The sequence below is a fragment of the Phytobacter sp. MRY16-398 genome (assembly GCF_003925915.1).
Taxonomy (GTDB): Bacteria; Pseudomonadota; Gammaproteobacteria; order Enterobacterales; family Enterobacteriaceae; genus Phytobacter; species Phytobacter diazotrophicus.
In genome coordinates this window covers 2,620,065-2,645,930 of the sequence record NZ_AP018756.1, presented here as the reverse complement: position 1 = coordinate 2,645,930, position 25,866 = coordinate 2,620,065, and the positions used below count along the sequence as shown (strand labels likewise).

At 52.7% G+C, this 25,866-nt stretch carries 22 protein-coding genes; 8 read left to right on the top strand and 14 right to left on the bottom strand.

Annotated elements, in window-relative coordinates; genetic code table 11:
* Positions 1-4 precede the first annotated feature (4 nt).
* Genes MRY16398_RS13020 through MRY16398_RS13000 form a run of 5 tightly spaced genes read right to left on the bottom strand, consistent with a single transcriptional unit; the run spans position 5 to position 6,759 of the window.
* The gene (locus MRY16398_RS13020; RefSeq protein ID WP_125124535.1) at positions 5-2,062 is read right to left on the bottom strand and encodes a beta-galactosidase; all 2,058 of its coding nucleotides are present in this window, start codon (positions 2,060-2,062) and stop codon (positions 5-7) included.
* Positions 2,063-2,093: 31 nt separating this feature from the next.
* Positions 2,094-3,293: a glycoside hydrolase family 53 protein gene (locus MRY16398_RS13015; RefSeq protein WP_039078790.1), complete on the bottom strand. Its 1,200-nt coding sequence runs from the start codon at positions 3,291-3,293 to the stop codon at positions 2,094-2,096.
* A gap of 4 nt (positions 3,294-3,297) precedes the next feature.
* Positions 3,298-4,149: a sugar ABC transporter permease gene (locus tag MRY16398_RS13010; RefSeq protein WP_125124534.1), complete on the bottom strand. Its 852-nt coding sequence runs from the start codon at positions 4,147-4,149 to the stop codon at positions 3,298-3,300.
* Between the two features lie 10 nt (positions 4,150-4,159).
* Entirely contained in the window at positions 4,160-5,467 is a 1,308-nt protein-coding gene (locus MRY16398_RS13005) for a carbohydrate ABC transporter permease (protein WP_039078788.1), read from the bottom strand.
* A gap of 56 nt (positions 5,468-5,523) precedes the next feature.
* Positions 5,524-6,759: an extracellular solute-binding protein gene (locus tag MRY16398_RS13000; RefSeq protein ID WP_039078787.1), complete on the bottom strand. Its 1,236-nt coding sequence runs from the start codon at positions 6,757-6,759 to the stop codon at positions 5,524-5,526.
* A 353-nt stretch (positions 6,760-7,112) separates the two neighbouring features.
* Here MRY16398_RS13000 and MRY16398_RS12995 point away from each other — a divergent pair, with 353 nt between their 5' ends.
* The 3 genes from MRY16398_RS12995 (at position 7,113) to galK (ending at position 10,484) form a co-directional block, all read left to right on the top strand.
* Complete coding sequence (locus tag MRY16398_RS12995) at positions 7,113-8,222, top strand: ABC transporter ATP-binding protein (RefSeq protein WP_125124533.1); 1,110 nt, start codon at positions 7,113-7,115, stop codon at positions 8,220-8,222.
* A 64-nt stretch (positions 8,223-8,286) separates the two neighbouring features.
* Positions 8,287-9,333: a galactose-1-phosphate uridylyltransferase gene (galT, locus tag MRY16398_RS12990; RefSeq protein ID WP_103245577.1), complete on the top strand. Its 1,047-nt coding sequence runs from the start codon at positions 8,287-8,289 to the stop codon at positions 9,331-9,333.
* Positions 9,334-9,335: 2 nt separating this feature from the next.
* Positions 9,336-10,484: a galactokinase gene (galK, locus tag MRY16398_RS12985; RefSeq protein WP_125124532.1), complete on the top strand. Its 1,149-nt coding sequence runs from the start codon at positions 9,336-9,338 to the stop codon at positions 10,482-10,484.
* A gap of 159 nt (positions 10,485-10,643) precedes the next feature.
* Here galK and MRY16398_RS12980 read toward each other — a convergent pair whose 3' ends face one another.
* The 6 genes from MRY16398_RS12980 to MRY16398_RS12955 all read right to left on the bottom strand — a co-directional run bounded on the left by MRY16398_RS12980 (position 10,644) and on the right by MRY16398_RS12955 (position 16,023).
* Positions 10,644-11,180 carry a GNAT family N-acetyltransferase gene (locus MRY16398_RS12980; protein WP_079497999.1) on the bottom strand — a complete coding sequence of 179 codons (537 nt, stop codon included), beginning with the start codon at positions 11,178-11,180 and terminating at the stop codon, positions 10,644-10,646.
* A 189-nt stretch (positions 11,181-11,369) separates the two neighbouring features.
* On the bottom strand, positions 11,370-12,293 hold the full coding sequence (locus tag MRY16398_RS12975; protein ID WP_125124531.1) for a DMT family transporter: 924 nt from the start codon (positions 12,291-12,293) through the stop codon (positions 11,370-11,372).
* A gap of 57 nt (positions 12,294-12,350) precedes the next feature.
* Positions 12,351-13,370: an iron-containing redox enzyme family protein gene (locus MRY16398_RS12970; protein ID WP_071195268.1), complete on the bottom strand. Its 1,020-nt coding sequence runs from the start codon at positions 13,368-13,370 to the stop codon at positions 12,351-12,353.
* Positions 13,371-14,037: 667 nt separating this feature from the next.
* Positions 14,038-14,775, bottom strand: a complete 738-nt coding sequence (locus tag MRY16398_RS12965; protein ID WP_125124530.1) for an ankyrin repeat domain-containing protein — start codon at positions 14,773-14,775, stop codon at positions 14,038-14,040.
* 76 nt (positions 14,776-14,851) lie between these two features.
* On the bottom strand, positions 14,852-15,061 hold the full coding sequence (locus tag MRY16398_RS12960; RefSeq protein WP_041851457.1) for a DUF6434 domain-containing protein: 210 nt from the start codon (positions 15,059-15,061) through the stop codon (positions 14,852-14,854).
* 23 nt (positions 15,062-15,084) lie between these two features.
* Positions 15,085-16,023 carry an alpha/beta hydrolase gene (locus MRY16398_RS12955; protein ID WP_232034406.1) on the bottom strand — a complete coding sequence of 313 codons (939 nt, stop codon included), beginning with the start codon at positions 16,021-16,023 and terminating at the stop codon, positions 15,085-15,087.
* 256 nt (positions 16,024-16,279) lie between these two features.
* Between MRY16398_RS12955 and MRY16398_RS12950 the strand changes: the two genes are divergently transcribed.
* From MRY16398_RS12950 to MRY16398_RS12935, 4 genes are read left to right on the top strand one after another with little or no spacing between them, the layout of a single operon-like run.
* Positions 16,280-16,552 (top strand): YtcA family lipoprotein, encoded by a 273-nt coding sequence (locus MRY16398_RS12950; protein ID WP_041851459.1) that lies wholly within the window; start codon positions 16,280-16,282, stop codon positions 16,550-16,552.
* Between the two features lie 6 nt (positions 16,553-16,558).
* On the top strand, positions 16,559-17,587 hold the full coding sequence (gene mdtN / locus MRY16398_RS12945) for a multidrug transporter subunit MdtN (protein ID WP_125124528.1): 1,029 nt from the start codon (positions 16,559-16,561) through the stop codon (positions 17,585-17,587).
* Positions 17,588-17,596: 9 nt separating this feature from the next.
* Positions 17,597-19,540, top strand: coding sequence for an FUSC family protein (locus MRY16398_RS12940; RefSeq protein ID WP_125124527.1), 1,944 nt, complete (start codon positions 17,597-17,599; stop codon positions 19,538-19,540).
* On the top strand, positions 19,537-21,003 hold the full coding sequence (locus tag MRY16398_RS12935; RefSeq protein WP_125124526.1) for an MdtP family multidrug efflux transporter outer membrane subunit: 1,467 nt from the start codon (positions 19,537-19,539) through the stop codon (positions 21,001-21,003). Before MRY16398_RS12940 ends, MRY16398_RS12935 begins: the two co-directional genes overlap by 4 nt.
* A gap of 322 nt (positions 21,004-21,325) precedes the next feature.
* Here MRY16398_RS12935 and MRY16398_RS12925 read toward each other — a convergent pair whose 3' ends face one another.
* Together MRY16398_RS12925 and MRY16398_RS12920 are read right to left on the bottom strand one after the other, a co-directional pair.
* Positions 21,326-21,778 (bottom strand): GNAT family N-acetyltransferase, encoded by a 453-nt coding sequence (locus MRY16398_RS12925; RefSeq protein ID WP_125124525.1) that lies wholly within the window; start codon positions 21,776-21,778, stop codon positions 21,326-21,328.
* Between the two features lie 398 nt (positions 21,779-22,176).
* A complete protein-coding gene (locus MRY16398_RS12920; protein ID WP_232034405.1) occupies positions 22,177-23,850 on the bottom strand; it encodes a hypothetical protein in 1,674 nt (557 codons plus the stop codon).
* Between the two features lie 110 nt (positions 23,851-23,960).
* On the opposite strand from MRY16398_RS12920, the gene MRY16398_RS12915 reads away from it, so the two are divergent.
* Positions 23,961-25,081 (top strand): IS3-like element ISSen4 family transposase gene (locus MRY16398_RS12915; protein ID WP_087451024.1). Its coding sequence is split into 2 segments (ribosomal slippage): positions 23,961-24,219 and positions 24,219-25,081, totalling 1,122 coding nucleotides; the frame shifts between segments, so codons are not numbered across the junction.
* A 30-nt stretch (positions 25,082-25,111) separates the two neighbouring features.
* On the opposite strand, the gene MRY16398_RS12910 is transcribed toward MRY16398_RS12915, so the two are convergent.
* Positions 25,112-25,753: a hypothetical protein gene (locus tag MRY16398_RS12910; protein WP_012124395.1), complete on the bottom strand. Its 642-nt coding sequence runs from the start codon at positions 25,751-25,753 to the stop codon at positions 25,112-25,114.
* Between the last annotated feature and the right edge of the window lie 113 nt (positions 25,754-25,866).

Genomic DNA, 25,866 nt, shown 5'->3' with positions numbered 1-25,866 from the left:
GACATTACGCCTGACGGCGAACAACACGGCAATCCCACGGCGTCAGCACCAGCGAACCACTGACCGACGCGGCGGACAGGCAATCCTGATAGCCCTGCGGCAGGGTGATCGTCTGCTGCTGGGCGCTAAAGTTCTGGATAAAAACAAACGTGCTTTCCCCGTCGGTACGCGCTGTTGCCACCACCCCCGGCGGGAAATCCTGCTCAACGGCACGCGGCAAGGCCAGTTCATCAATAAGGCTGGCAAAGAAATCGCGCTGGAACGCCAGGTCGTTGCGTGAGGCAACGTGCCATGCTTTACCCTTGCCAAATTGATTGACCGTCACCGCCGGGCGGCCGGCATAGAAGTCATCCCGATAAGTAGCCAGCGGTTTGGCGCTCTCGGCATGAATCAGTTCACACAGATGGCGCACCTGATACGGCCCCTGTAATCCGGCATCGTTCCCTGCCAGCCCCTGCACCAGATTGCGCTCATTGTCGTCCAGGCAGTCGATCTCCTCGGCCCAGACGCCAATCAATTTGCGCAGCGGGCCCGGGAAACCACCGAGATAACAGAGGTCGCTCTCGTTCACCACGCCGGTCCAGTAAGAGGTAACCAGATGCCCGCCCGCCGCGACAAACGCTTCGGCGCGCTGCGCAAACCCCTCACGAACCATGTAAAGCATGGGCGCGATCACCAGTTGATAACGGCTGAGATCCGCATCGGCGTTAATGACATCTACCGCAATGCCTTTTTCCCAGAACGGGCGGTAGTGTTCATTTACCGTTTTTTCGTACTCCATGCCTTTATTGCGCGGCCCCTGGGCATCGTCCAGCGCCCAGCGGTTTTGCTGGTCAAAGATGACCGCCACACGCGCATCGGTGCGACATCCCAGCACCGGGGTGAGTTTTTCAAGCATGTCGCCCAACGCGCACACTTCACGCCCGACACGGGTATCAAGATGACCAACATGATCGATGATCGCACCGTGGAACTTCTCTACCGAACCGCGGCTTTTACGCCACTGGAAGTACTGCACCGAATCCGCGCCGTGGGCCACCGCCTGCAACGAGGACAAGATATGCATCCCCGGCTTTTTCACTTTGCTGGTTGGCTGCCAGTTGGTGACGCTCGGCGTTGACTCCATCAACACAAACGGCTTGCCTCCTTTTAGCGAGCGCATCATGTCGTGGTACATCGCGGTGTAGCAGGCGAGCTGCGTCTCATCTTTGTCCCGGTGCCACATGGGGTAGCTGTCCCAGGAGATAAAATCGATCGCTGGCGCAAGCTGCCAGTAGTCGTAATCGTAGAAATACTCCATAAAGTTGGTGGTCACCGGAAGCTGCACATTCGCCGCTTTCAACGGGGCAATTTCATGGCGGCAGAAATCAGTGACCTGCGCGGTGTTAAAACGTCGCCAGTCCAGATTCAGCCCATGGATCGACACTTCACCCTGTGGCGACGGCGACTGAATTTGCGACCAGTCCGAATAGGTGTGGCTCCAGAAATCGCTCCACCAGGCGTGGTTAAGGTTCTCCAGCGTCTGGTAACGGGCTTTCAGCCAGTCACGGAACTTTTGCTGGCACAAATCACAGTGACATTCACCACCGTACTCGTTGGAAATATGCCAGCCGAGTACCGCCGGATGCTGCGCATAGCGCTCTGCTAGCAGCGTATTGATTTTGAGCGTTTTCTCCCGGTAGACCGGCGAGGTCATGCAGTGATTATGCCGCCCGCCGTGCAGTGCCGGGACGCGATCGCGCCCGACACGCAGCACTTCCGGGTATTTCTGCGACATCCAGGCAGGCCGGGCACCGCTCGGTGTGGCGAGGAAAATATGAATTCCCGCCGCATATAACTTCTCAATAACCGAATCCAGCCAGCCGAAATTAAATTCCCCTTCCCGAGGTTCCAGTTTTGACCAGCTAAATATCCCGACCGACATGACATTGCATTTTGCTTGTTTCATCATGGCTATATCGTCATCGATAATACCGGGGTAATTCTCCCATTGCTCCGGGTTATAGTCCGCGCCATGCAATAGCGAGACAACCTTCGGGCTTAAAGGCGCAAATTTATTCATATTAAAGATCCTGAAATTTACAACACCAGCGTTAATTAAATACTTTTACCGAAGGCAGCACTTTTCCCTGACAATCAAACAATGCCTGGTTTTCCCGCGCATTCCCCTCTTTCCATTTGTCGTTGATATAGTTCATTCCCGCCTGCGTCGCCCAGGTATTTCCGGGGACCGCAATCCAGGTCGGCTCCCAATAAAAAATACCCTTGCCGCGATGGCCCTGAACATTGATAACCGACTGCATTAAATCGTGGATATAGTCATACTGCCCCTGCACGGTGCCGGGGTAGCCGCCCGCTTTCTCTTCTTTTTCCTGGAAGCTATTTTCGGCGTTATCGCAGTTGGCCAGCGTATAGGCGTAAGCCGCTTCCACCACAATCACATCTTTGTTGTAGCGTTTGCTGATGTCGTCCATATTGGCCTGCAACGCGCTGATCGGCCCGTTCCAGTAGGTGTACATCGACAGGCCAATCACATCGAACGGCACATTGCGTTTCGTGATTTCATCAAACCACCAGCGGAAGGTATCGTTTTTGGTGCCTTCGGCCAGGTGCAGCATAATCTTCACCTGTTCGCCGTTTTTCAAATTCTCCTTGAGCCCGTCAATGGCGGAATTGAGCAGCCCCGCCAGCCGGTCAAACTCACCGCCGCCCTGCCCCCAGCTTTTGCCTTCCGGCCAGAGGATACCGGAGTTAATTTCATTGCCGATTTGCACCATATCCGGCAGTACGCCCTCCTGTTTAAAGCGGGCAATGGTGTCGCGGGTATAGTCATGGATCGCGGTTTTTAGCTGCGGATAATCCATTTTTTCCCAGGCTTTTGGTTTGAATTGTTTGCCCGGATCGGTCCAGAAATCACTGTAGTGGAAATCGAGCAGCAACTTCATGCCCTGCGCTTTCGCGCGTTTTGCCAGCGCGAGCGTGGTCGCCAAATCGTTATCGCCCCCGCCGTATGCCTGGCCTTTAGCGTCCTTCGGATCGACCCATAAACGCAGGCGCACATAGTTCACGCCATTGGCTTTCAGGATAGCGAGCGCATCCTGCGGCTGATTCTTGTCGTTATAAAACTTCGCCCCGTGCTTTTCGGCATCCAGCAGCGTTGAGATATCCGCCCCTTTAATAAAGTCGGCTGGCATGCCGCTGAACGGGCGCGTCTTTAACGCGTCGGCGGCAAACGAACTGGCGGACAAACTACAGAGACAAACAGCAAGCAGAGCGGGTGTAAATCTTTTCATGTGGTTATCCTTTAGTGCTGCCGGAGGTCAGGCCGGAGACGAAGTATTTTTGTAAGGCAAGGTAGAGAATGGCCACCGGCACGGCGATCAACACCGCGCCCGCCGCGTAGGTGGTGTAACTGGCACCCATTTTTTGTGCCACCAGGTTGTACAGACCAATCGGCAGCGTGTATTTGTCCGGGGTGCGTAAAATGGTGCTGGAGAGAATGAAATCCCCCAGCGGACCGGTGAAGGAGAACAGCGCCACGACCGCCACAATCGGCTTTGACAGCGGCATGATTATCTCGATAAAGATGCGGAAGTTGCTGGCACCGTCCATGTGGGCCGATTCGTCCAGATCGCGCGGAATGGCATCGAGATACCCCTTCATCAGATAAGTATTCATCGGGATCATCCCGGCAACGTAGATCAGCACCAACGCCATATGACTGTTAATCAGCCCCAGCAGTTGCGACAGCACGAAGATGGCGATGAGCGCAGAGAACTGCGGGATCATCTGCAACAGCAAAAACAGCATCAGGCCATTCTGGCGCCCTTTAAAACGGAAGCGCGAAAAGGCGTACGCGGTAAAGCTGACGCTGATTAAGGTCAATATCATGGTCAGCAGGCTGATCTTCATTGAATTCCAGTACCAGGTCAGGTAGTTCACCTGGCCGTTAAACAGATCGGCATAGTGCTGGAACGAGAGGTTCTCCGGGATTATCGATGTGCTGAGCAGGCTGTTACCGGCGTTCAGCGAGGCACCGACCGTCCACACCAGCGGATAGATAATGACAAGCGATACCAGCACGATAACCAGCCAGGAGAGCGACAGGCGGATCCACTTTTCGCGGCGGATACTTTGTGATTTAGCCATTTTTCTTCCCTTATGCCATGTCGTCGTTTTTAAAGGATTTGGTGGCACGGAACTGCCACAACGCCAGGCCGACAACAAAAATCGACAGCAAAATGGTGATGGTCGCAGCAATCGCATACTGCGATGAGGACATCGTCAGCTTGTAGATCCACGACACCAGGATATCGGTGCCCCCCGCGTTCGCCCCTGCCACCGCCGGGCCGCCGTTGTTAAACAGGTAGATAATGTTGAAATTATTAAAGTTAAAGGTGTACTGGGTGATGATGATTGGCGCGATCGAATAGAGCACCAGCGGCAGCGTAATCGTGCGTAACCGGGTCCAGGTGCTGGCACCGTCCATCTTCGCCGCCTCGTACAGATCGTCAGGAATGGCCTGCAATACCCCGGTGGTCATGGCAAAGACAAACGGAAAACCGAGCCAGGTTTGCATCATGATCAGCGCTGTTTTCGTCCAGAAGGGATCGGTAAGCCACGCTTTCGGCGCAATACCAAAGAAAGCCAGAATAGCGTTGTTAATCACGCCAAAGGAGTCGTTAAACATCCCGGCAAAGACCAGAATGGTGACGAAGCCCGGCACCGCCCACGGCAGAATAAAAATGGTGCGCACCAGGGGCTTAAACCGCAGATCTTTCTGATTGACCAGAATCGCCAGCAGTACGCCAACGGTGCATTGCAGAGTGGTTGCCAGTAGCGTCCAGACCACCGTCCACTGCAGCACATCAAGAAACGTCGAGCGCCAGATCGAGAGGGTAAAGATATTGACGAAATTCTTTAATCCCACCCAGTCCACCAGTTTGGCGGGCGGCGTGTGGTAGAGGTTGTAATTGGTAAAGGCAATGGAGAAGCCGAACAGGATCGGGAAAATCACCACAAACACCAGCAGAATAAAGCCGGGGGTGATCATCAGATAGGGAAACCCATCGCTGAGCAGCATTTGATACTGCTTGCGCACGCTGTTAAGCGGCTTACCTTCATCGCGCTTTTTACCGTTAATCCATGCATCGCGCAGCGACAGATACCAGACCATCACGCCAAAGGCGATGATCAACAGACTGATGATCCCTTCCGCCAGTAAAAAGATGGAGTTATCACGCGGCACCTCTTCGCCAAGGGTGTATAACCCCCAGAGTCCTTCGCGCAGAAAATCATAGAAAATGCCGGTAAAACTGCTCAACAGTACAAGGAAGATAAGGCCTTTTAGCCACTGACGGTGATAGAACTGACCAAAGCCCGGCACGATGGCCAGCAGCAGCCCGCACCATGCATGACGGCCTGCACCTTGCGTTTTGGCAAAATTCTCGCTGGGACTGATAATCACGTACGACTCCTTTTCGACAACGGGAGGTTGCCCTCCCGTTCTGCTACAACAAGCGGTTACTGGTTACTGGCCTGCATGGCTTCAACTTGCATATGGATCTGTTTGGTGGCGGCATCGAGCGCGGCCTGCGGCTCCTGCTTGCCGGTCAGGCTCAGCTCCAGCGCCGCGTTTGCCGGCCCCCAGACTTCGCCCATCTCCGGGATGCCCGGCATGGCCGTTGCACGCGCGGCCTGCACCGCGACCGCACTGGCTTTCTCGTCGTTTTTGATCATCGGATCGTCAATCATCGCTTTCTGCGCCGGGATCTCGCGGGTAGCGATATAGCGCGTTTTCACGTACTGCGGCTGGTTGATAAATTCGAGAAATTGCTGCGCCAGTTGCTTATCTTTGCTCCAGGTGGAGACCACATAGCCTTTCACGCCCAGGAAGGAGCTCATGGGTTTGCCATCCGGCAGATTTGGCAGCGGCACCACGCCGTAGTTAACGCCAGCGGCCTCATACGGCTGGAAAGCCCACGGGCCGTTAATCACCGCCGCGGCTTTTTTCTCGGTAAACAGTGAATCAATGGCGTTCAGCCCGTTATCACCGAGGATCCCCGACGGGAAGACCCCCTCGCTGTAGAATTTTTTCAGGAAGGTGACCGCTTCCACCGCGCCGGGTTTATTCAGGCCGATATCTTTCGGGTTGAAGCCGCCCTTGTCGTTTTTCCCGAACAGGTAACCGCCCATCGGACCGATAGCGCCCCAGCTGTAATAGATTTGGTCAAACTTGGCCAACAGACCGTATTTGTTCTGCTCACGCTGTTTCTTCGAGTAGTCGAGCCACTCCGGCAGGCTTTGCAGCGGTTTGTCGATCAGGTCTTTGTTGTAAATCAGCACCAGCGTTTCGACCGCTTTCGGTACGCCGTACAGGGTGTTGTCCAGACGGAAGGCGTTGATGGAAGCCGGGGTAAAGGCGTCAACCTTTTCTTTGTCCAGATTCAGGGGGGCCAGCAGCCCTTGCACAACTGCGCCACCCAATTGATCATTGGGGATGACCAGCACATCCGGCCCGATGCCTGCCGGGCCATCCAGGCGTAATTTTTCCAGTTGCTGCGCGTAGGGCATCTCCTGAACATTCACTTTAACGTCGTACTTTTGCTCAAAGTCTTTGACGGCGTCCTGGATACCAACGGACTTTTTAATGTCTTCCCAGACGTTAAGCTGCTTTGTTGCCGCATGCGCCGACAGGCTAATAAGCTGGCCGGCAGCCAGTGCAGAGAGGATCAGTGCGGTAAGTGTTCTCTTTTTCATTATCACCCTCATGTCAAGGTATAACATTTTAGTGGTTTTCATGGTGCGACATCCGATGAGACAACGTTAAAATCACCTGATATCACTGGGGTTAAAACGTATTCATGCGCTCAATTCGATTTGTTATACGTTACGCTTGAGTGGCTAACAAAACGAGAATTAACTGTCAGTTGTGTGACAGACACAACAGAAATGGAAATTCGATATAGGGCGCTAAAACACTGGAAGTTATAGTCTGAGCATGAATTTTCGCGGTTGAGCAAGCCTGTCGCCTGATTGTTATACGTAAAACAAAAGCATCCGACAACGCGCTTATCGCTGCACATAACGGCTACTAATTTCGGGGAACGTTGATGTCCAATATACGACTGAGGAATGTCACCAAGCGCTTTGGCGACACGGTGACGCTGAACAATGTGAATCTGTCGATTGAAGACGGTGAGTTTGCCGTGTTTGTCGGCCCTTCCGGCTGCGGGAAATCGACCATGCTGCGCATGATTGCTGGCCTGGAAGAGGTCAGCGAAGGGGAAGTCCTGATTGGCGACGAGGTGATGAACGATGTCGCCCCCGCCCATCGCGGCGTGTCGATGGTGTTCCAGTCTTACGCGCTCTATCCACATATGACCGTGGCGGAAAACATGGGTTACGGCCTGAAGGTCAATAAAGTCCCGAAGGAGGAAATTCGCCGTCAGGTGGAGATGGTCGCCACAACCTTACAGCTCAGCCATCTGCTGGACAGAAAACCGAAACAGCTCTCCGGCGGTCAACGCCAGCGTGTAGCGATTGGTCGCGCGATTGTGCGCAACCCGCGCGTGTTTATGTTTGATGAACCGCTCTCTAACCTCGATGCCGAACTGCGCGTCGAGATGCGTCTGCATATCGCACGCCTGCACCAGGAGCTGAAAACCACCATGGTGTATGTCACCCACGATCAGGTAGAAGCGATGACGCTGGCCGATAAAATCGTGGTGATGAATTACGGCAATATTGAGCAGATGGGCTCGCCAATGGCGCTCTATTACAACCCGAAAAACCGCTTTGTCGCCGGGTTTATCGGCTCGCCGAAAATGAATTTCCTGCCTTCGACAGTACAAGCGTGGCAACCGGGCGAGTTGACGGTAACGCTCGCTCAGGGGCACACATTAACGCTGGCAATCACTACGTCGCCTCTTGAACCTGGCGCGGAAGTCACGCTGGGGATCCGCCCGGAACATCTCTCTACGGATGTCACGCGCGGCACGCAACTGGAGTTCCAGTGCGAAGTGGTGGAGCGACTTGGCAACAATACCTATCTCTTCGGCCAGTGCTATGGTCACGACAACATTAAAATCCTCCTCCCCGGCGATGTGCACTTCCGCCCATGGCAAAAAATCACACTCGCGTTTGACAGCCAGCACTGCATGATTTTTGACAATGACGGACTGCGTGTCAGCAAAGATATTGCCCTGCCAACCCATGAATAAACACACGGCAACAACCGCAGAGCCGATTACCCCTCTTCGGAGGGGCTTTTAAACAAGGTAAATCATGATGCAATTTAATCCGGTCGATCACCCGCATCGCCGTTACAACCCGCTGACCGATCAATGGGTTCTGGTGTCGCCGCACCGCGCCAAACGCCCCTGGCAGGGGGCTCAGGAAACCCCGGCGAAACAGACCCTGCCGGCCCACGATCCCGACTGCTTTTTGTGCCCGGAGAACACGCGCGTCACCGGCGATAAAAACCCCGATTACCCCGGCACCTATGTCTTCACCAATGACTTTGCGGCACTGATGACCGACACGCCGGATGCGCCGCAAAGCAGCGATCCGCTGATGCGCAGCCAGAGCGCGCGCGGCACCAGCCGCGTTATCTGCTTCTCGCCGGATCACAGCAAAACCCTGCCGGAACTGAGCCTGAGCGCGCTGGAAGCGGTGGTGAAAACCTGGCAGGAACAGACCGCCGATCTGGGCCGCACTTACCCGTGGGTTCAGGTTTTTGAGAACAAAGGCGCGGCCATGGGCTGCTCGAACCCGCACCCGCATGGCCAGGTGTGGGCCAACAGCTTTCTGCCCAATGAAGCCGAACGCGAAGACCGTCTGCAGAACGCCTATTTCCGCCAGTACGGCTCCCCCATGCTGGTGGATTACGCTGAACGCGAGCGCCAGGACGGCAGCCGCACCGTCGTTGAAACCGAACACTGGCTGGCCGTGGTGCCCTACTGGGCGGCCTGGCCGTTTGAAACGCTGCTGTTACCCAAAGCGCATATCCTGCGGATCACCGACTTAACCGACGCACAGCGTGGCGACCTGGCGCTGGCCCTTAAGCAACTGACCAGCCGCTACGATAACCTGTTTCAGTGCTCCTTCCCCTACTCGATGGGCTGGCACGGTGCCCCCTTCACCCAGCAGGATCAGAGCCACTGGCAGTTGCACGCGCATTTTTACCCGCCGTTATTACGCTCCGCCACGGTACGTAAGTTTATGGTCGGTTATGAAATGCTGGCTGAGACGCAGCGTGACCTGACGGCAGAACAGGCGGCCGAACGTCTGCGCGCGGTCAGCGATATTCATTTCCGCGAATCCGGAGTTTAACCATGAGTCTGAAAGAGAAAACACAGTCCCTGTTTGCTGAAAAATTTGGCTACCCTGCCACCCATACCATCCAGGCGCCGGGGCGCGTAAACCTGATCGGCGAACATACCGATTATAACGACGGGTTTGTGCTGCCCTGTGCCATCGATTACCAGACCGTGATCAGTTGTTCACCGCGTCAGGATCGTACCGTGCGCGTTATCGCCGCCGATTACGACAACCAGCAGGATGAATTCTCACTCGACGCCCCCATTGCGACCCACCCTTCACAGCAGTGGTCAGACTATGTGCGTGGCGTGGTGAAACATCTGCAAAAACGTGACAACAGCTTTGGCGGCGCGGATCTGGTGATCAGCGGTAACGTGCCGCAGGGCGCGGGCCTGAGCTCGTCCGCCTCACTGGAAGTGGCGGTCGGCACCGTGTTCCAGCAGTTGTACCACCTGCCGCTGGACGGCACGCAAATCGCCCTGAACGGCCAGGAAGCGGAAAACCAGTTTGTCGGCTGTAACTGCGGCATTATGGACCAGCTTATCTCGGCGCTGGGTAAAAAAGGCAGCGCGCTGCTGATCGACTGCCGCTCGCTGGGCAGCAGGGCGGTCTCCATGCCGGAGGGCGTCTCCATCGTCATCATTAACAGTAACTTCAAACGCACCCTGGTAGGCAGCGAGTACAACACCCGTCGTGAGCAGTGCGAAACGGGCGCGCGTTTCTTCCAGCAAAAAGCGCTGCGTGACGTGAATATCGATCAGTTCAACGCCGTCGCGCACGAACTGGATCCGGTGGTTGCCCGCCGCGTCCGCCATGTGCTGACCGAGAATGCGCGTACCGTGGAAGCCGCCAGCGCGCTGGAAAAAGGCGACCTGCAGCGTATGGGCGTCCTGATGGCGGAATCCCATGCCTCCATGCGTGATGATTTCGAAATCACCGTACCGCACATCGACACCCTGGTGGAGATCGTGAAAAACACCATCGGCGATAAAGGCGGCGTGCGCATGACCGGCGGCGGATTTGGCGGCTGCGTGGTCGCGCTGGTGCCGGAAGCGCTGGTGCCTGCGGTGAAAGAGGCCGTTGCGGCACAGTACGAAGCTAAAACCGGCATTAAAGAAACTGTCTATGTCTGCAAGCCTTTGGCGGGTGCGGGACTGGCTTAAAAACGCGCAGCGAAAGGATTCGTATCTTTTGATACGTACAAGCGTATTCAGGGAGATATGCACTCATCATCTTTGAAGCCTTTCGGGAAGTATTCCCGGAAGGCATTCCTCAGGCGTCGTCGGCCCCCGCGTCACACTCAGAGCAGGCGTTAATCCAGACTATTTTGAATTACTCAGCCATTCATCCACGGTGAGTGAAAACAGAAGGCTTGGCGGCGCATCGTTAACATCATAAATGTCTTTGATATAGCGTAGCCCTGCTTTCTCGAGCACCTTGCGCGACGCCAGATGGTTTTGTCTTACGACAGCGGAAATCTCGGTAAACGCGATATTTTCAAATCCATATCTCAGCGCATAGGTTGCAAATTCTGTGGCCAGACCCTTTCCCCATGCGTCAGTTGAAAATCGATAGCCAAGGTTATTAATCATAATATCGTCGTAACTTCGAATGCTCAGCCCGCCAAAACCAATGATTGTTTCAGGACGATCGCGCAGTGATATTGCCCAGTTTCCGAACCCGTGAGTGTGCCAATGGTCGAGCCAGCGAATGAGCACCGCTTTTGCATAATCAATGTCCGGGTATGGCCCGGCGGGGTTAAATGTGTTCGTCGCCGGATCACCATAAATCCTGAACAGATCGGCGACATCTGATGCCAGGACAGGACGAAGGGATAAGCGGGATGTTTCAACGTGCACATTAGACTCCTGAGATGTCATTGCAAGTACTCTGACTTAGGGATCTCTGATTTAAGCACACTTTTGTTTTGACGTTATCGCATTGATGCGGATTGGATATGTTAGCAATTCGCGCATAGCAGACCAGACCGCGCTTCGGCCTGTCTGCTTCGTGCCAGGCGTACCCGGCGTATCTGTGGCGCTGCAATCTTATGAGCGCTCACTCTGTTGTTCGGGGCGGTTATTGACGGAATGTCGGGACGAACAGCAGACGATACCGGAGACAATCAGAACCAGGGTGACGATGTGGTAGGTGTGTAGTTCATTGCCCAGAAATACGACGCCCATAATACCGCCGGAGACAGGGATAAGATGGGTGTAAATCTCACTTCGGGTAGTACCAATCAGCGATACGCCTTTATTCCAGAACACATATGACAGCCATGACGGGAAGATAATCAGATAAAGGATACCGATGATAACAGAGGGTGACACACTATAAATAACGCCCCGATACGCCTCTGCAAACGCGGCATGGAGAATAAACATCGGTACGAGTATTAAAGTCCCCAACAGGGAACTGAAAGCGACAAAGGATGTATTTGTTACCGTGGTGTCTTTAAAACGCAGAAATGCGCAGTAAAACGCCCAGCTCAACGCGGAAATAATGGTCAGCACATCCCCCAGGCCAAAAGCCTGCATCCGCCCGTTACCGCTGGCACTGGAAAATGCGAGGTACAGCACCCCCACCGTACTGGCCACGACACCCGCAATATTGCGCGCTGAAATGTATTCACGGAAAAGAAAATGGTTAATAAGCAGAACGAGGCAGGGTGTGCTGGAAATATAGATAGCTGCGTTAAGGGAAGTTGTGTACTGAAGGCCTATGTATAAACTGAGCGGGAAACAGACCTGCCCCAGGAAAGAGAGGAGAATGTTTATGCGAATATGCTTTCGCATCGAGGCGAAATCGACGCAGAATCGCTTCCAGTAAAACGAAAGCATCAGCAGGGTTGTCCCTCCCCAGCGGATTAGACTCAGTCCGTAGGGGTCAACGTACTGAACCAGTATATGCCCCACGACATAGTTTCCACCCCAGAAAATAGCGGCCAGCGCCAGCAGTAAGTAAGCCACACATCCACTCCTGTTCAGCATAATTAAAAACCCGGAGCTCCCTCCGGGCCGGTATCATCAGAGTTGCATCAATTTCTGCATCAGTTGATCGTAATAGCGCTCCGCGGTCCGCAGCCTCAGTAAACTGCCGAGATAGAACTCCCGGCGGGTCTCAGGGTACTTCCCGGCAATCACATCAATGACGTTATAAAGCCAGTCATCCCCGTGTTTGATATCAATGGTGATATGTTCCGTATAATATTTCACATCGCGATCGATAAGGCCCAGACGCAGACATCCATTTACCAGTTTTTCATACTGGGGCGGATCCAGCACCTCCGTCATAGCCATTACCCCAAGCAGTTTGTAATAGTGGCTGCGATTAACAGAACCGATCATGAAGGCATTGTGTCCGGCCAGTGCTTCTGCCCCGTACATGTCGATATAATGGTTTTCTGGCAGTTTTATATCCTGCCGCGCCAGCACATCTTTATAGAGATTGACGTGCGTAAACACATTGTCACCATGCCCTATTTCATCCCACAGGTTTTCACTGATAGTACCGCGGGTTTCCGGCTGGGAGCCAATCAGCGTATAGGCAACCAGATCAAAGAAAATCAGATTAAGTGCGCTGTCGCTTTTGAAGAAATAATAGAGTTGCTCCGTTGAAGCATCCTTTTCCAGAAACTCAAAAAGGGGATGATGCGAAGCATTATGTGCATGCCACACCGTTTTTAAAAAATCACCATAACGCGGGGCTGAATTCACCTCTTCGGGTAGAGAAAGTTGCCCGAACTCATGTTCCAGCCATTCATTCTCGATGATTTTTTTAATTTCCAGCAACGCCGGGTCGTACTGCCGGGATGCAGGGGCAGAGAGCGGATGAGCCAGAACACTCTGGTAAATAATAAAAAGGGCATGCTGGGCAATTTTCTGATCCGCAACTGCGCCCTGATGATAGGCCCGGTGCGTTATGTCACGCAGTTTTTCGCTATCTGGTGTTTTATTCGTTTCACCATTGATATAGCTGAGCAGGCTCTGCGTGAAACCATACATATCTTCTTTAAAAGCCGGTTCGATCCTACGGATATTAAACATGCTGATTTCCTTTGTTATTAGGCGCACTAATTTTGTGGTTATCAGCAAGGTAAATTTTGTGATGCAGATCACATTAAAAAAGCATATATTTTAACAATAAAAGCCTTTTAGGTTGCCGCTTACCTGGTATTGTTTTTCATGAAATATTCAGCGAATAATAATATTCTTGTCACCAGATGGCAGAGCCATTGTTTTATGATGCTTATAATTTATCGCTAAAGGCAGAATAAAATAACCGCGTAAAGTTCGAAGGGAATTTCCCAATTTGATGTGCCAAATTTTGATTGTAATTAATAGCAAAATAACAATATCAGCACTACGTCATTCAATTCTGATCGTAAAAGAACGACTATGCTAAATAGACAGATGATTTCCAGCACATCACTTTATGCTGGCCGCTTCGCGCCAAAACGGATATAAAATTTCTGCTGTACGGAATGAAGCAGAAGCCTGCTTTAGCGGCCATCAGCAAATTTCTGTCATCTGCGAAAGTGACTGTTCTATCACCTGAAACGAACCATGTTCTTCAATTTGTTCAGACAATTCAGAGCCGCGCGCATTATCCCTTAACTGGCATTTCCCGGACACGGCTTCAGTTCATGTGGCGCAGGCTCTGTCCTTTAAGTTCCAGAGCCTTATATAGCCTCTTAACACGCTTTCCAATATATCATTGGGACATGCTATTAAGCTTTTCTTTTAATCTCAATAAATTATCGTAATACTCCCCGCCTTTCTTAACCCTTTGAAGTTCAAAATCGACCATCTGCCTGAAGGAGCGACCCTGCTTATTCACCGGGTTGGGATCAGCACCGTTGTCCAGCAGAAAAAAAACCTTCTCAAATTCGGATCTAAAAAAAGCCTCGACAAGTGGCGTTTGGCCTAAGGAGTCTCGTGTATTGATATCGGCTCCCCGCTTGATTAGCAGCGCCAGAGGTGAATTATTTGTTGATTTAATTGCCGAGAAAATAAGGGCCTCATGATACACCTTATCCCTGGCGTTAGGATCCAGCCCACCATCGAGCATCGCCTTCAGCCAGATGTCCTTGTCAGCTTTTGCGGTAATTTCAGCAGGGCTACCCGGCATATTCATTTGCGGCTGCAGAGGATCTGCTCCCGCGCGAACCAAATCCGTTATGATCTGCAATCGCTCAGGAGGGTTATTATTGTAAAAAGACTCATTCATTGCGAAAAATAAAAGTGTCAGCTCCTCGGCTCCCTGGCTATTAAGATCAGTATTTTTCGCCAGATGGAGAATGGCCTCACGATCTGCCGCCTGGATAGCCTTAGCCAAAACCAGTTGCGAACCCGTAAAATATTTTTCCGGTTCTATTTTTTTCATATCATTGCACGCCGATAACAGCACACACAGAAAAGAAAGCATAATTACGGATACACGTTTTTTCATGCTAACCCCTACTATGCTCATAACAGACCTGACAATTCTCCAGTCTGTCTGCCTCAAGCGAATAAAAAATTTTCTTTTATAAACCTTGTCTGCGTTTCCACTCGTCGATCACATCGCCCAGATTTTTGGGGATATCATTGCGGATCCAGGCCATGAAATCACGGTCGAAACGGAAGTTTTCCCCGCATTGTTCCATCATGAAACGACGAACGTTTTGCGTGTTTTTGTAGTGTTTATCTATGGCTGTGGAACGGGTGAGCAATGCGCTATGCCAGTCAATTTTCAACGTCCCAACTCCCAGAGTGTCTATTAATTAAAGAGTGGCCGCTTAGCTTTTGGGTTACCATTATGCGTCAGAAACTGCACAATGGCCTCAACCACCCCGGCCGCCAGGGGAAGCGATGCGTTTGTATAAGCCGCATTATTCTCTTCCCTGTCATCAGAATTCACCGCTTTAAGAACATGGTTTACATCCGGTAAAAGAACAAGGGTTGCTTTCGGGTTGGCTGCCTTAAACTGTCGGGCATCATATTCCGTTACCTGGAGATCGCGTTGCCCCTGTAATACCAGTACAGGTTTAGTAATACGCGCGATCAAATGAACTGGATTAAAGGAAAAAATGTCTATAAGAAACCTCTGCACTGCCGGATAAAATAAATGTTGCACAGCAGGATGCCTGTTCTGAACATTAACATGTCTACCCTGCTCCAGTTCGTTAATAACAAAAAACGCATCGTCCAGCAGAATTGCATTTTGCGGATTGGCTTTAAGCTGTTCTCTTAATACCTCCCCCAGCGGGCGCGAAGGTGTTGCGACCAGTATTAAACCATAGACATCAGGTTCCTGCGCCGCCGCCAATGCCACGATCCCCCCCTCACTGTGCCCGAGAAGCCAGATACAGGGGTTTTCCAGACGCTGTTGCAATACCGTTATCCAGGAACGTACGTCTTCTACATAATCACTGATTGTCACAGCATTGGCGTCCGTTATCGCCGCTGAACTGGCAAACATTCCACGCTTATCCACCCGCAACGTTGCGATACCTTTCAATGCCAGATTTTCCGCCAGAAGCCGATACGTTGACGCATTAACCCCAAGCGGATTATTACCATCGCGATCAGTCGGCCCAGATCCGGGAATAATCAGAATGACCTGTTCTGGCTTCGGACAGGGGCTAAGCAAGGTGCCTTTGAGAGAGCCTTGCGGGCCGGGTGCTTCCAGCAATGTTTCATATATGGTGTTATGCATAGCCAGGTGAGTCATATAAAGTTAGGGTGTAAAAAATACCAACGGCATTTTTTGTAATCCTTTGAATATAGGAATTAAAATGCTGACAATCCATATAGTTTTACTTTTATATTTGTGGTGATGCAAGATGATCACAAAACAATGTAACCAGAGGAAAAGAGACGTTCTGTTTGAGATACCTGATGAGTTTCTTTTCTTTCACAATCAAGGAGATTAAACTCATTTCACCTTAATCCGAGCACTCAGGTATTTCGTCTTGAATCGCATTGTTAAGCTGGCGTGCCCTGCGCTCTTATTTTCGCTATTTACGCTCTCCGGCTGCTCATTATCCCCGGCGATTCCGGTTTTAGGCGCAGCATTTCCCGGCTGGTTCTTCTGCTTATTAGGCGCCGCGCTGTTACTTATTCCCTGCCATATCCTGATTGTGCGTCAAGGATGGCAATCGCGATTTTCTCCACTGGTCTTCAGCTATCTGGCGCTGATGTTCCTGTTCGCCACGATTCTGTGGTTCCTGTTCTTCGTAAACTAGATCCCTATGACCCAATCCCGCTCAAGCGTTATCCGCAAAAAATGGCCCCTGCTGGCGCTCGTTCTCGCTGCGATCGTGGCGCTGACTCTGGTTATCTGGCAGTTGCAAACCTCGCCGGAAACCAACGATGCTTACGTTTATGCCGACACCATCGACGTGGTGCCGGAAGTGAGCGGGCGGATCGTCGAAATGCCGATTCGCGACAATCAGCGGGTGAAAAAAGGCGATCTGCTGTTCCGCATCGACCCGCGTCCCTACCAGGCGATGCTTGATGATGCCAAAGCGCGGCTGACCACGCTCGATGCGCAGATTATGCTGACCCAGCGCACCATCAAAGCGCAGGAGTACAACGCGCAGTCGGTCAACGCCGCCGTTGAACGCGCTAAAGCGCTGGTTAAGCAGACCACCTCTTCACGCATACGCCTTGAGCCGCTGGTACCGCAGGGGTTTGCCTCACAAGAAGATCTGGATCAGGCGCGAACGGCCGAAAAAGCGGCGCGCGCCGAACTGGAGGCCACTCTGCTGCAGGCGAAACAGGCTTCCGCGGCCGTGACCGGCGTTGATGCCATGGTGGCGCAGCGCGCGGGGATCCTGGCGCAAATTGCGCTGGCCGAGCTGCATCTCGAATTTACCGAAGTGCGCGCGCCGTTTAACGGCGTGGTGGTGGCGCTGAAGACGACGATCGGCCAGTACGCCTCGGCCCTTAAGCCGGTCTTTACCCTGCTGGATGACGACCACTGGTACGTGGTGGCAAACTTCCGCGAAACCGACTTGCAGAGTGTGCGGCCCGGCGTTCCGGCCAGAATCACCGTAATGACCAACCATGGCCGCACCTTCGAGGGCGTAGTCGACTCGGTCGGCACCGGCGTTCTGCCCGACGGCGGCAGCGTCATTGAAGGCCTGCCGGTCATTCAGAAGAGCATCAACTGGGTCCATGTCTCCCAGCGCTTCCCGGTTAAAATCGCCGTCAAAGATCCCGACCCGAACCTGTTTCGCATGGGCGCTTCCGCCAGCGCCGTTCTCCAGCCGCAATAAGGAGACGGCATGCAAAGCTTGTGGCCGTTTCTGACCCGGGAACTCCGCGATGCGCCGGGGCGGGCGAACTATACCCTGCGCCTGACGCTCAGCTGTGCGGTGCTGATTGTGCTGTTTATGACGCTGCATATTCCCTTCCTCGCCGTGGCGCTGATCGTGGTGTTTTACGTCAGCCAGCCTAACGTCCTGATGATTAAGCTGGTCAGCGTGGTTTTCGTGGTGACCGTCAGCGTCGCCCTGAGCGGCGTACTGCTGATTATTAAGTGGACCTATGACTATCCGCTAATTCGCCTGGTTGCCTCGGTGATCCTGTTCTTCTGTGCGATTTACCTGATGCGGGTCCTCGGCAAGCTGGGGCTGGCGTTTTTCGTGGTGGCGCTGGCAGTCATCTACGCCCAGACCTTCCCGTCGATGACCAGCCAGAGCGAAATTCTGGTACGCCTGCTGCTGTGGCTATGGGTGGCGATTAACACCGCCATTCTGGTGACGCTGCTGGTCAACGCCTGTTTCCAGCAGGCGTTCCCCGGCTATCAGTTTAAAGCCCGGCTGGTGGTCATGCTGCGCCAGACGGCGCGGATTCTTAGCCAACCGGATGGCGGGGCGCCGCAACCCTCCTTTAAAGAGATCGCCGGCCAGTTTAACCAGTTGCAGTCCCTGTACCAGCAAGCCGCCCGCGCCACGCCGGAGATTGCCGCCAGCCCGCAGGCCTGGCAATCGCTGATGGCCGCCGCGCTGCGCTGCTACCATTTAACGGCGCTGCTACAACCGGGCCGCGACCATTCCGATGCGCGCCAGCGGATAGCCCGCGCGCTGAACGCGCTGGCGGATAATCTGCCCAGCCCCACGGCGGCGGATATGGAGCCGTTGATGGTCCCACGCGATAGCGATAACAGCGCCATTTTGCAGGAGATCGCCGGGGTGCTGGCGCGGCTGGCGCGCGGCGAAACCATCGCGTTACCGCAGGGTGAAGTGGAAAAAGCGCCGCTGCTGCTGCCGGACGCATGGTCCAATCCCGCCTATCTGCACTTTGCCCTGAAAACGCTGCTGGCGACGCTGCTGTGCTACGTTTTCTATACCGCCGCCGACTGGCAGGGCATTCACACCATTATGCTGAGCTGCGTCATTGTCGCCCAGCCGGGTCTGGGCGCTACCCTGCAGAAAACGTGGCTGCGCATCGGCGGCGCGCTGCTGGCGACGCTGATTGCGCTGCTCCTGATCGTCTTTGTGCAGCCCTGGACCGACTCGCTGAGCGGCCTGCTGGCGATGACCCTGCCGGTGTTCGCGCTGGCCGCGTGGATTGCGGCAGGCTCAGAGCGCATCGCCTACGCCGGGATCCAGATAGGTTTCACCTTTGCGCTGGCGTTCCTGAGCTGGTTTGGCCCGCTCAGCAACCTTACCGAACTGCGCGACCGGGTTATCGGTATCCTGCTCGGCGTGCTGGTCTCCTCAATTGTACATCTCTATTTATGGCCGGATAGCGAAGCCCCGCAGCTCAAAGCGCGTCTGGCGCAGCTTTATCGCCAGCTGGCGCAGACCCTCTCCTCAAGCGACGATGAGTTTCAACTGGTGCAGCTATTTGCCGCGCTGACCGAGAGCGAAACCTTAATCAACCGGGTAGCCGCCGAGCCGCTGGGAACCTACGCCCACCCGTGGCCGGAAGCCAAAAACTGGCCGGTGCGGGCGACGTTCCATCAGGCGGAAGAGATCCTGCGCCTCAGCGAAGGCTATCGTCTGTACGCCGCGCCGGGGGATACTTTTTTACCCCGCTGCGCCCGGCGGCTTGAAGGCTACGCTGCCGATATCGACGCGCAGCAAACTGCAACAGAACGCCCTCAGGCGCTTCTCCCGGACCCGGCGAATCCATTTGGCGCGCCGCTGGTCAATGCGCTGGCCGCCCTGCCGGCGTGGCCATTTGCGTCTTCCGATATTCCGCGACAGGCAATGCAATCATGATTAAAACCTCCACTCTCCCGCGCGCCGCGCGATCCCCGGTGTTTGCCTTCGCCCTGACGCTGTTAACCGGGTGCGCACTAATTCAGGACGATCCCGGCCAGGTTCCGCTGGTCAATCCGCAGCAGGCCGAGCTGGCGCAGGTGATCCATCTGGCGAATAGCGGCTGGCCGACGGCGCGCTGGTGGGAAGGCTATCAGGATCCGCAGCTAAATATGCTGGTCAATCGCGCGCTGCAGAACTCCCCCACCATGCTGGCGGCGCGGCTGCGTATTTCGCAATCGCAGTCCACGGTCGAGCTGGCGCAGTCGGCAATGGGCGTGCAGGCCACCGCCGTGGCGGCGCAAAACCGTCTGCGGGTCACCAATAAACAGTTCACCTGGCCCTACTCCTTCTCCCTGCCGGTGGATAAAAACGGCCCCTGGTACACGCTGAATACGGTTGGCGTCGGGGCGACGCTGAATATCGATTTATGGGGCGCCGACCGCGCCCGCGTTGCCGCCGCGATTGGCGAAAAGAACGCCCGCCAGGCGGAGACCGCCGGCATCGAGCTGGATCTTGCCAGCAGCGTGGCCCAGCTCTATTTCGCGATGCAGGCAACTTTCCAGAAAATCGCATTACTTAATCAACTGGAGGCTATCGCCAGGCTCTCGGTGCAGGCGCATGAGCATCGTACCGCGCGCGGCGTGGAGGATAGCGTCGATGTCGCCAACGCCCAGGCGGAGCTGCTGGCGGCGCAGCAGCAGGTGATTACGGCACAGGGGACGCTGACGCAGTATCGGGAAACGCTGCGGGCGCTGATCGGCGCCGATGCGCATAGCATGCCGGAGATTCATCCCGTGCCGCTGCCGGCGCTGCAGGAGACGCTCCCGGATTCGCTTTCGTTTGAACTGCTGGCCCGTCGCCCGGATCTGCAGGCGCTGCGCGGCTACGTCAGCGCTTCAATGAACCAGGTGGACGCGGCAAAAGCGGCGTTTTACCCGCACTTCGATATCAAAGCCTTCTGGGGCTACAATGCGCTGAGCGTCGGCGATCTGTTTAAGTCCTCATTCCAGCAGATCAACCTGCTGCCGGGGCTCTATTTGCCGCTGTTTGACGGCGGGCGCTTAAACGCCAGCCTGAAATCGACGCGTACGGCGAGCAATATTTTAATTAAGCAGTACAACCAGGCGGTGCTGGACGCGGTGCGCGACGTGGCGATTAGCTCCAGCCAGTTGAACGATTTGAACCAGCAGGCCGCGCTGCAGCAGCAGAAAGTCGCGGCGGCGATGATGACCACCCGCAGCGCCAGCGCGCACCATCAGCGCGGACTGGTCAGCTACTATGCGGCGCAGGAGGCGCGTCGTCCGGCCATCGCGCAGCAGCTTGTGCTGCTGGATATCGAGGCCCAGCGGCTCAGCACCGATATCACCTTGATTAAAGCCCTGGGCGGCGATTACCGCGGTCCACAGTCTGCCAGACAGTGAAAAATGGAAACAGAGACGTTCAGCGCGTGTTTTTATGAGCAGGAATTGCCGATTTTTTGGAACCAATGCGCTCATGGCGGTAAATTTGATAAATCATAAAACTAAGAATAAAGGGAAAACCATGCTGATAGAGCAAGCGCCACAGCTTGAAACAGAGCGTCTGATTTTAAAGCAATATATGCTCGAAGATTTCCCGGCGCTATTTTAAGGACTAAATATGGTAATTGAACTCAGTTTTCTTGAAAAAATCGTCAATACAAAGAATATGCCCTGGCCATCTGACACAGGACACAATCGGCGCTGTGTCCAAAACGAGAATGTTCTACCGTGCTTGCTTTCTCAGGCAAAAGTGGTGTGTAACTTTATCCATATCACATAAAGCAACAAAGCCGGCTCGTTCATAAAAAGTGAATGCCGATGATGGTGCGTTGGTGTTGATAAAATCAAACCAGAGGCCAGCATCTTTAAGTATTTCACTGAGCAAACCGCTGCCAACATGATTTCTTCTCCATGCCGTGTCTACATAGAGATGCCGCAGACGTCCGGTGCCAGTTATTTTCGTAAAGGGATCGATGTTAAGTCCGCACACGCCAACAATTAAATCATCAGCATAAGCCCCAAGCAGTTTTTCTCCGGGCCTGTCAAAGCGGTTCTGTCCGTTTAACCAATTTTCTTCCAGTCGGTGTAGCATGTTAAATCCTTCAGCCATGCTCTTTAATTTTAACTCCGTAAACCCTGGGCTGGCCGGGGTAATGTTTGTGAATTGGATATTCATGAGCCGTTCCAATGATTTCGGTTTGCATACTTGGGCAGAATTGACAGCGCGTCCAGGGGAAATCTGCCGTGCCCGGATGTCCCCTGTGTGCCAGGAGCGGACGTTTCAAAAAGGTGCAGTATGCCAATCCTAAACTGGCGATGAACCATTTTAGGATCGAGTAAGGTAATCGCCTGAGCGATCACTTATAATACAATTACAGTCGCACTGAATTATGGGTAGACACATAAAGGTGCTATTTAATTCTGAATCGCCGGTTCGGTAATGCACACGGATTAATGCGTGGTAATGGCGATAATGGTTTCTAATTTATATCAACGCGATGACAAAGTAATCCTCCAGACACAACCGAAGCTATTGTGAAGGACTACTGAAAGCTTATTAACGCTCAACCCTTACTAAGTCAGGAGAGTAAGGGAATCGATAATTTCATGTTCTGTATTTTCAATCTCCAGATTGAGAATTTCAGAAATACGTTGAGTTCTTAATCCTTTGTTGATGTTAAACAAATCCATTTTATCCAGCGCATACATGGTGAGTGCGGTTAAGACAGCAGACAAAAATGAGGCCGCAATTATACTTAACGGCTCACCCATGCCCATGCCACTGAGCCAGCTTTCGATAGCGATACCCGCAAACATAGTTACCGAGCCTGCAATGAGCTTTAGAATGGCATCGCCTTTTTGCGCAGGTGATTTGTTTGCGTCCCTCAGGATAGGAGCAATTTGCATCAATATTTTTACGCCTTCCTTAACTACCCGAGCGATTTTTTTAAATACGCCAACGAAGCAGTTAAGGATCCCTTCGAGCAGCATGCTGATGAAGTTTTTAAAAAAGGAGAGTAGTCCACCTTTTAAAAGGTTAGCTGCCTTTTCCATAATATGCATTTTCATCCGGCCAAAGCGTTCCTTAAGCGCCTCTTTGAAACTGTTTGCGGCAATCCCATCTTCAATGCCATTTCTGAGACAGTCATTTAACTCATAGTAGAGCGGTTTTATTGCAAATAAAATCACTTCTCCCAGCAGTTGGTGGCCCGCAGCGTTGCCCGCATCGACAGCCAGTCTCTGTTGAACTTCTCTGTTGCTTTTGACATTACCCCACACTGTTTCATTTGTTTTCTTATCTAAGGCAATTTGTGCTTCGTCCATTCTCTTAATTTGATTCGCTTTTACTTCTTTGTCTTTTTCCGTAAGAACTATTTTATTCTGCTTATTTTTACTAAGTACGTAGCCCTGGTCAATTTGCTGTTGTAATTCGTCACGCGTCAAATCATGTTTAGCTTTATTGCCACCGGCATTATTTACCTGGCTGGTAATCACAATATTTTCTTCAATATTGATGATGTCTTTTATGTCATCAACAGTCAATGCTTTGTTGCTCTTGAGATTTTTGCAAAGTTCTGCGCAAGGCACCACATGATCTGCTTGAGCAGCTTGCCCCGGTAAACCTTCACTTTTGGCATATTTCTTGTTTTTATAAATAACGCTATCAGGATCATAACCATCTTGGGCAGTATTCTCGTCACCAAAATACTTTTCTTTAATCGGATCTGAATCTTTTCGCATCGTGGTTACGTTGCCATCGCGAGTCATTTTTCCCTTATAGTAGACTGACCGTTTATCAAATATCGCGATGTTCACCTGCTCATTGAGCTGTTCGGTATAACTATCAATCGTCGTATTGCTCTGCGGTTTGGCATACGAAAATACTTTGCATTCGTTATAGAGTCGTGACGCGGTGATCCCTTGCTTAGTACCAAGCTTAAATGACCGCATGGTGCCATCGATAAGGCCAAGGAAGACGGGTTCCAGAATTGAATTAGAGCCGCTTTCCACATCCATATTTGCGATTAAATCAGTAATTTCTGCGATATCTGAATCTTTAACTTCGTAACTATAGAGTTCGCCAACATAGGCAGCAGCCATATCGTTATTTTCAATAAACCGGGCATCTTCGGCATTGATTAGGCTTAATCCAAACAAGTCAGGCATCGCCAGGTTACCTTTCCTTGCTGCTGATTGGTGCTGTCGAATGTTAGCTAATCGCATTTTATGTCGTTGAGCATTATCCATGTCACTATCCTATATCCAGCAAGCAATTAGAAACTGTCATGACCTGCTCCCCGTTGATTAGTACACCCCGATGTTAGTAATGTCTTCATAAGCCACATGAGGACATCCCCATGAAGAAGCGTTTTTCCGACGAACAGATCATCAGTATTCTCCGCGAAGCCGAAGCTGGGGTACCCGCCCGTGAACTCTGCCGCAAGCATGCCATTTCCGATGCCACGTTTTACACCTGGCGTAAGAAGTATGGCGGTATGGAGGTGCCTGAAGTTAAGCGCCTGAAGTCGCTTGAGGAAGAGAACGCCAGACTCAAGAAGCTGCTTGCCGAAGCCATGCTGGATAAAGAGGCGCTTCAGGTGGCTCTTGGGCGAAAGTACTGACGACAGACCAGAAGCGGGAAGCCGTGATGTTGATGTGTGATGCGACCGGTCTGTCGCAACGTCGTGCCTGCAGGCTTACAGGTTTATCCCTGTCGACCTGCCGCTATGAGGCTCACCGTCCGGCTGCTGATGCGCATTTATCAGGGCGCATCACTGAGCTGGCACTGGAGCGCAGGCGTTTTGGCTACCGTCGTATTTGGCAGTTGCTGCGCCGTGAAGGGCTTCATGTTAATCATAAGCGCGTGTACCGGCTTTATCACCTCAGTGGCCTGGGCGTAAAACGCAGAAGACGTCGTAAAGGGCTGGCAACAGAACGTCTGCCGCTGCTCCGTCCGGCGGCGCCCAATCTGACCTGGTCGATGGATTTCGTCATGGACGCACTTTCCACCGGTCGCAGGATCAAGTGTCTTACCTGCGTCGATGATTTCACAAAGGAATGCCTGACGGTCACTGTTGCCTTTGGGATTTCAGGCGTTCAGGTCACGCGTATTCTGGACAGCATTGCACTGTTTCGAGGCTATCCGGCGACGATAAGAACTGACCAGGGGCCGGAGTTCACTTGCCGTGCACTGGATCAATGGGCCTTTGAGCATGGTGTTGAGTTGCGCTTAATCCAGCCGGGCAAGCCAACGCAGAACGGATTTATTGAGAGCTTTAACGGACGATTTCGCGATGAATGTTTGAATGAGCACTGGTTCAGCGATATCGTTCATGCCAGGAAAATTATTAATGACTGGCGGCAGGATTATAACGAATGCCGCCCGCACTCCACGCTGAATTATCAGACACCGTCTGAATTTGCAGCGGGCTGGAGAAAGGGTCATTCTGAGAATGAAGATTCCGACGTTACTAACTGAGTGTTGTATCTAATCGTGGGGGCAGGTCAGTCAGAATCCATGGGCGGTTTGGAGGCTACCTTCAGTAAATTCGGCAACTGTATTGATAATGATGTTGAAGATTTCTTCGTGTTCACTGCTAGTAAAGGCATGTTTTTTGATCAACGCTTTGGCTGAATTTGTTGAGGGTGGGTTACTTCTCATTTCTGAAATTTTATTTTGTGTAATTGCAGGCAGCTGCGCTCTCGTACCTATCCCGCAAATCAGCCAGTCCAGCTCTTCCATCAAATTGTCTGTGAGTTTACGACTAGTGGAAGCGCATGCTATGCCAAGTCCGAATGCAGCGACAATGAATTGGTCACGATTGGCAATTTGATCCAACAGCGCGGTGATCTGGCGTTTCAGTGCATGCATTTCGGCAGTATGGCGAGCCCGCTCCTCATTCCTGCCTTGATTAATATCACTCTGGCGACGGGCTTCAGTTGCAGAGTCATCCGCAACGCTTGCAGCCGCTCCAGCAGCACCTCCCACTACAGCAGCCCCTACAGCAAGAGCCTCTGCACCGAGCAGTGATCCTGCTAATGAAGCAGCACCCAAGACCGAGCCGCCACCCGTGAATGGAGCTAAAGCAACAGCAGCAACACCTACTGCAACTCCACCTGCGCAATACCCTACAATCTTCACTAATTTCATTCATCGCCTCAGATTATTATAATTATCTGATTAATAAAAATACGATCATTTTTATTCGTTCAAAACTTAATATCTTCTAATGTTGTTCATAATTCAAGGTGGACGAGAAACAG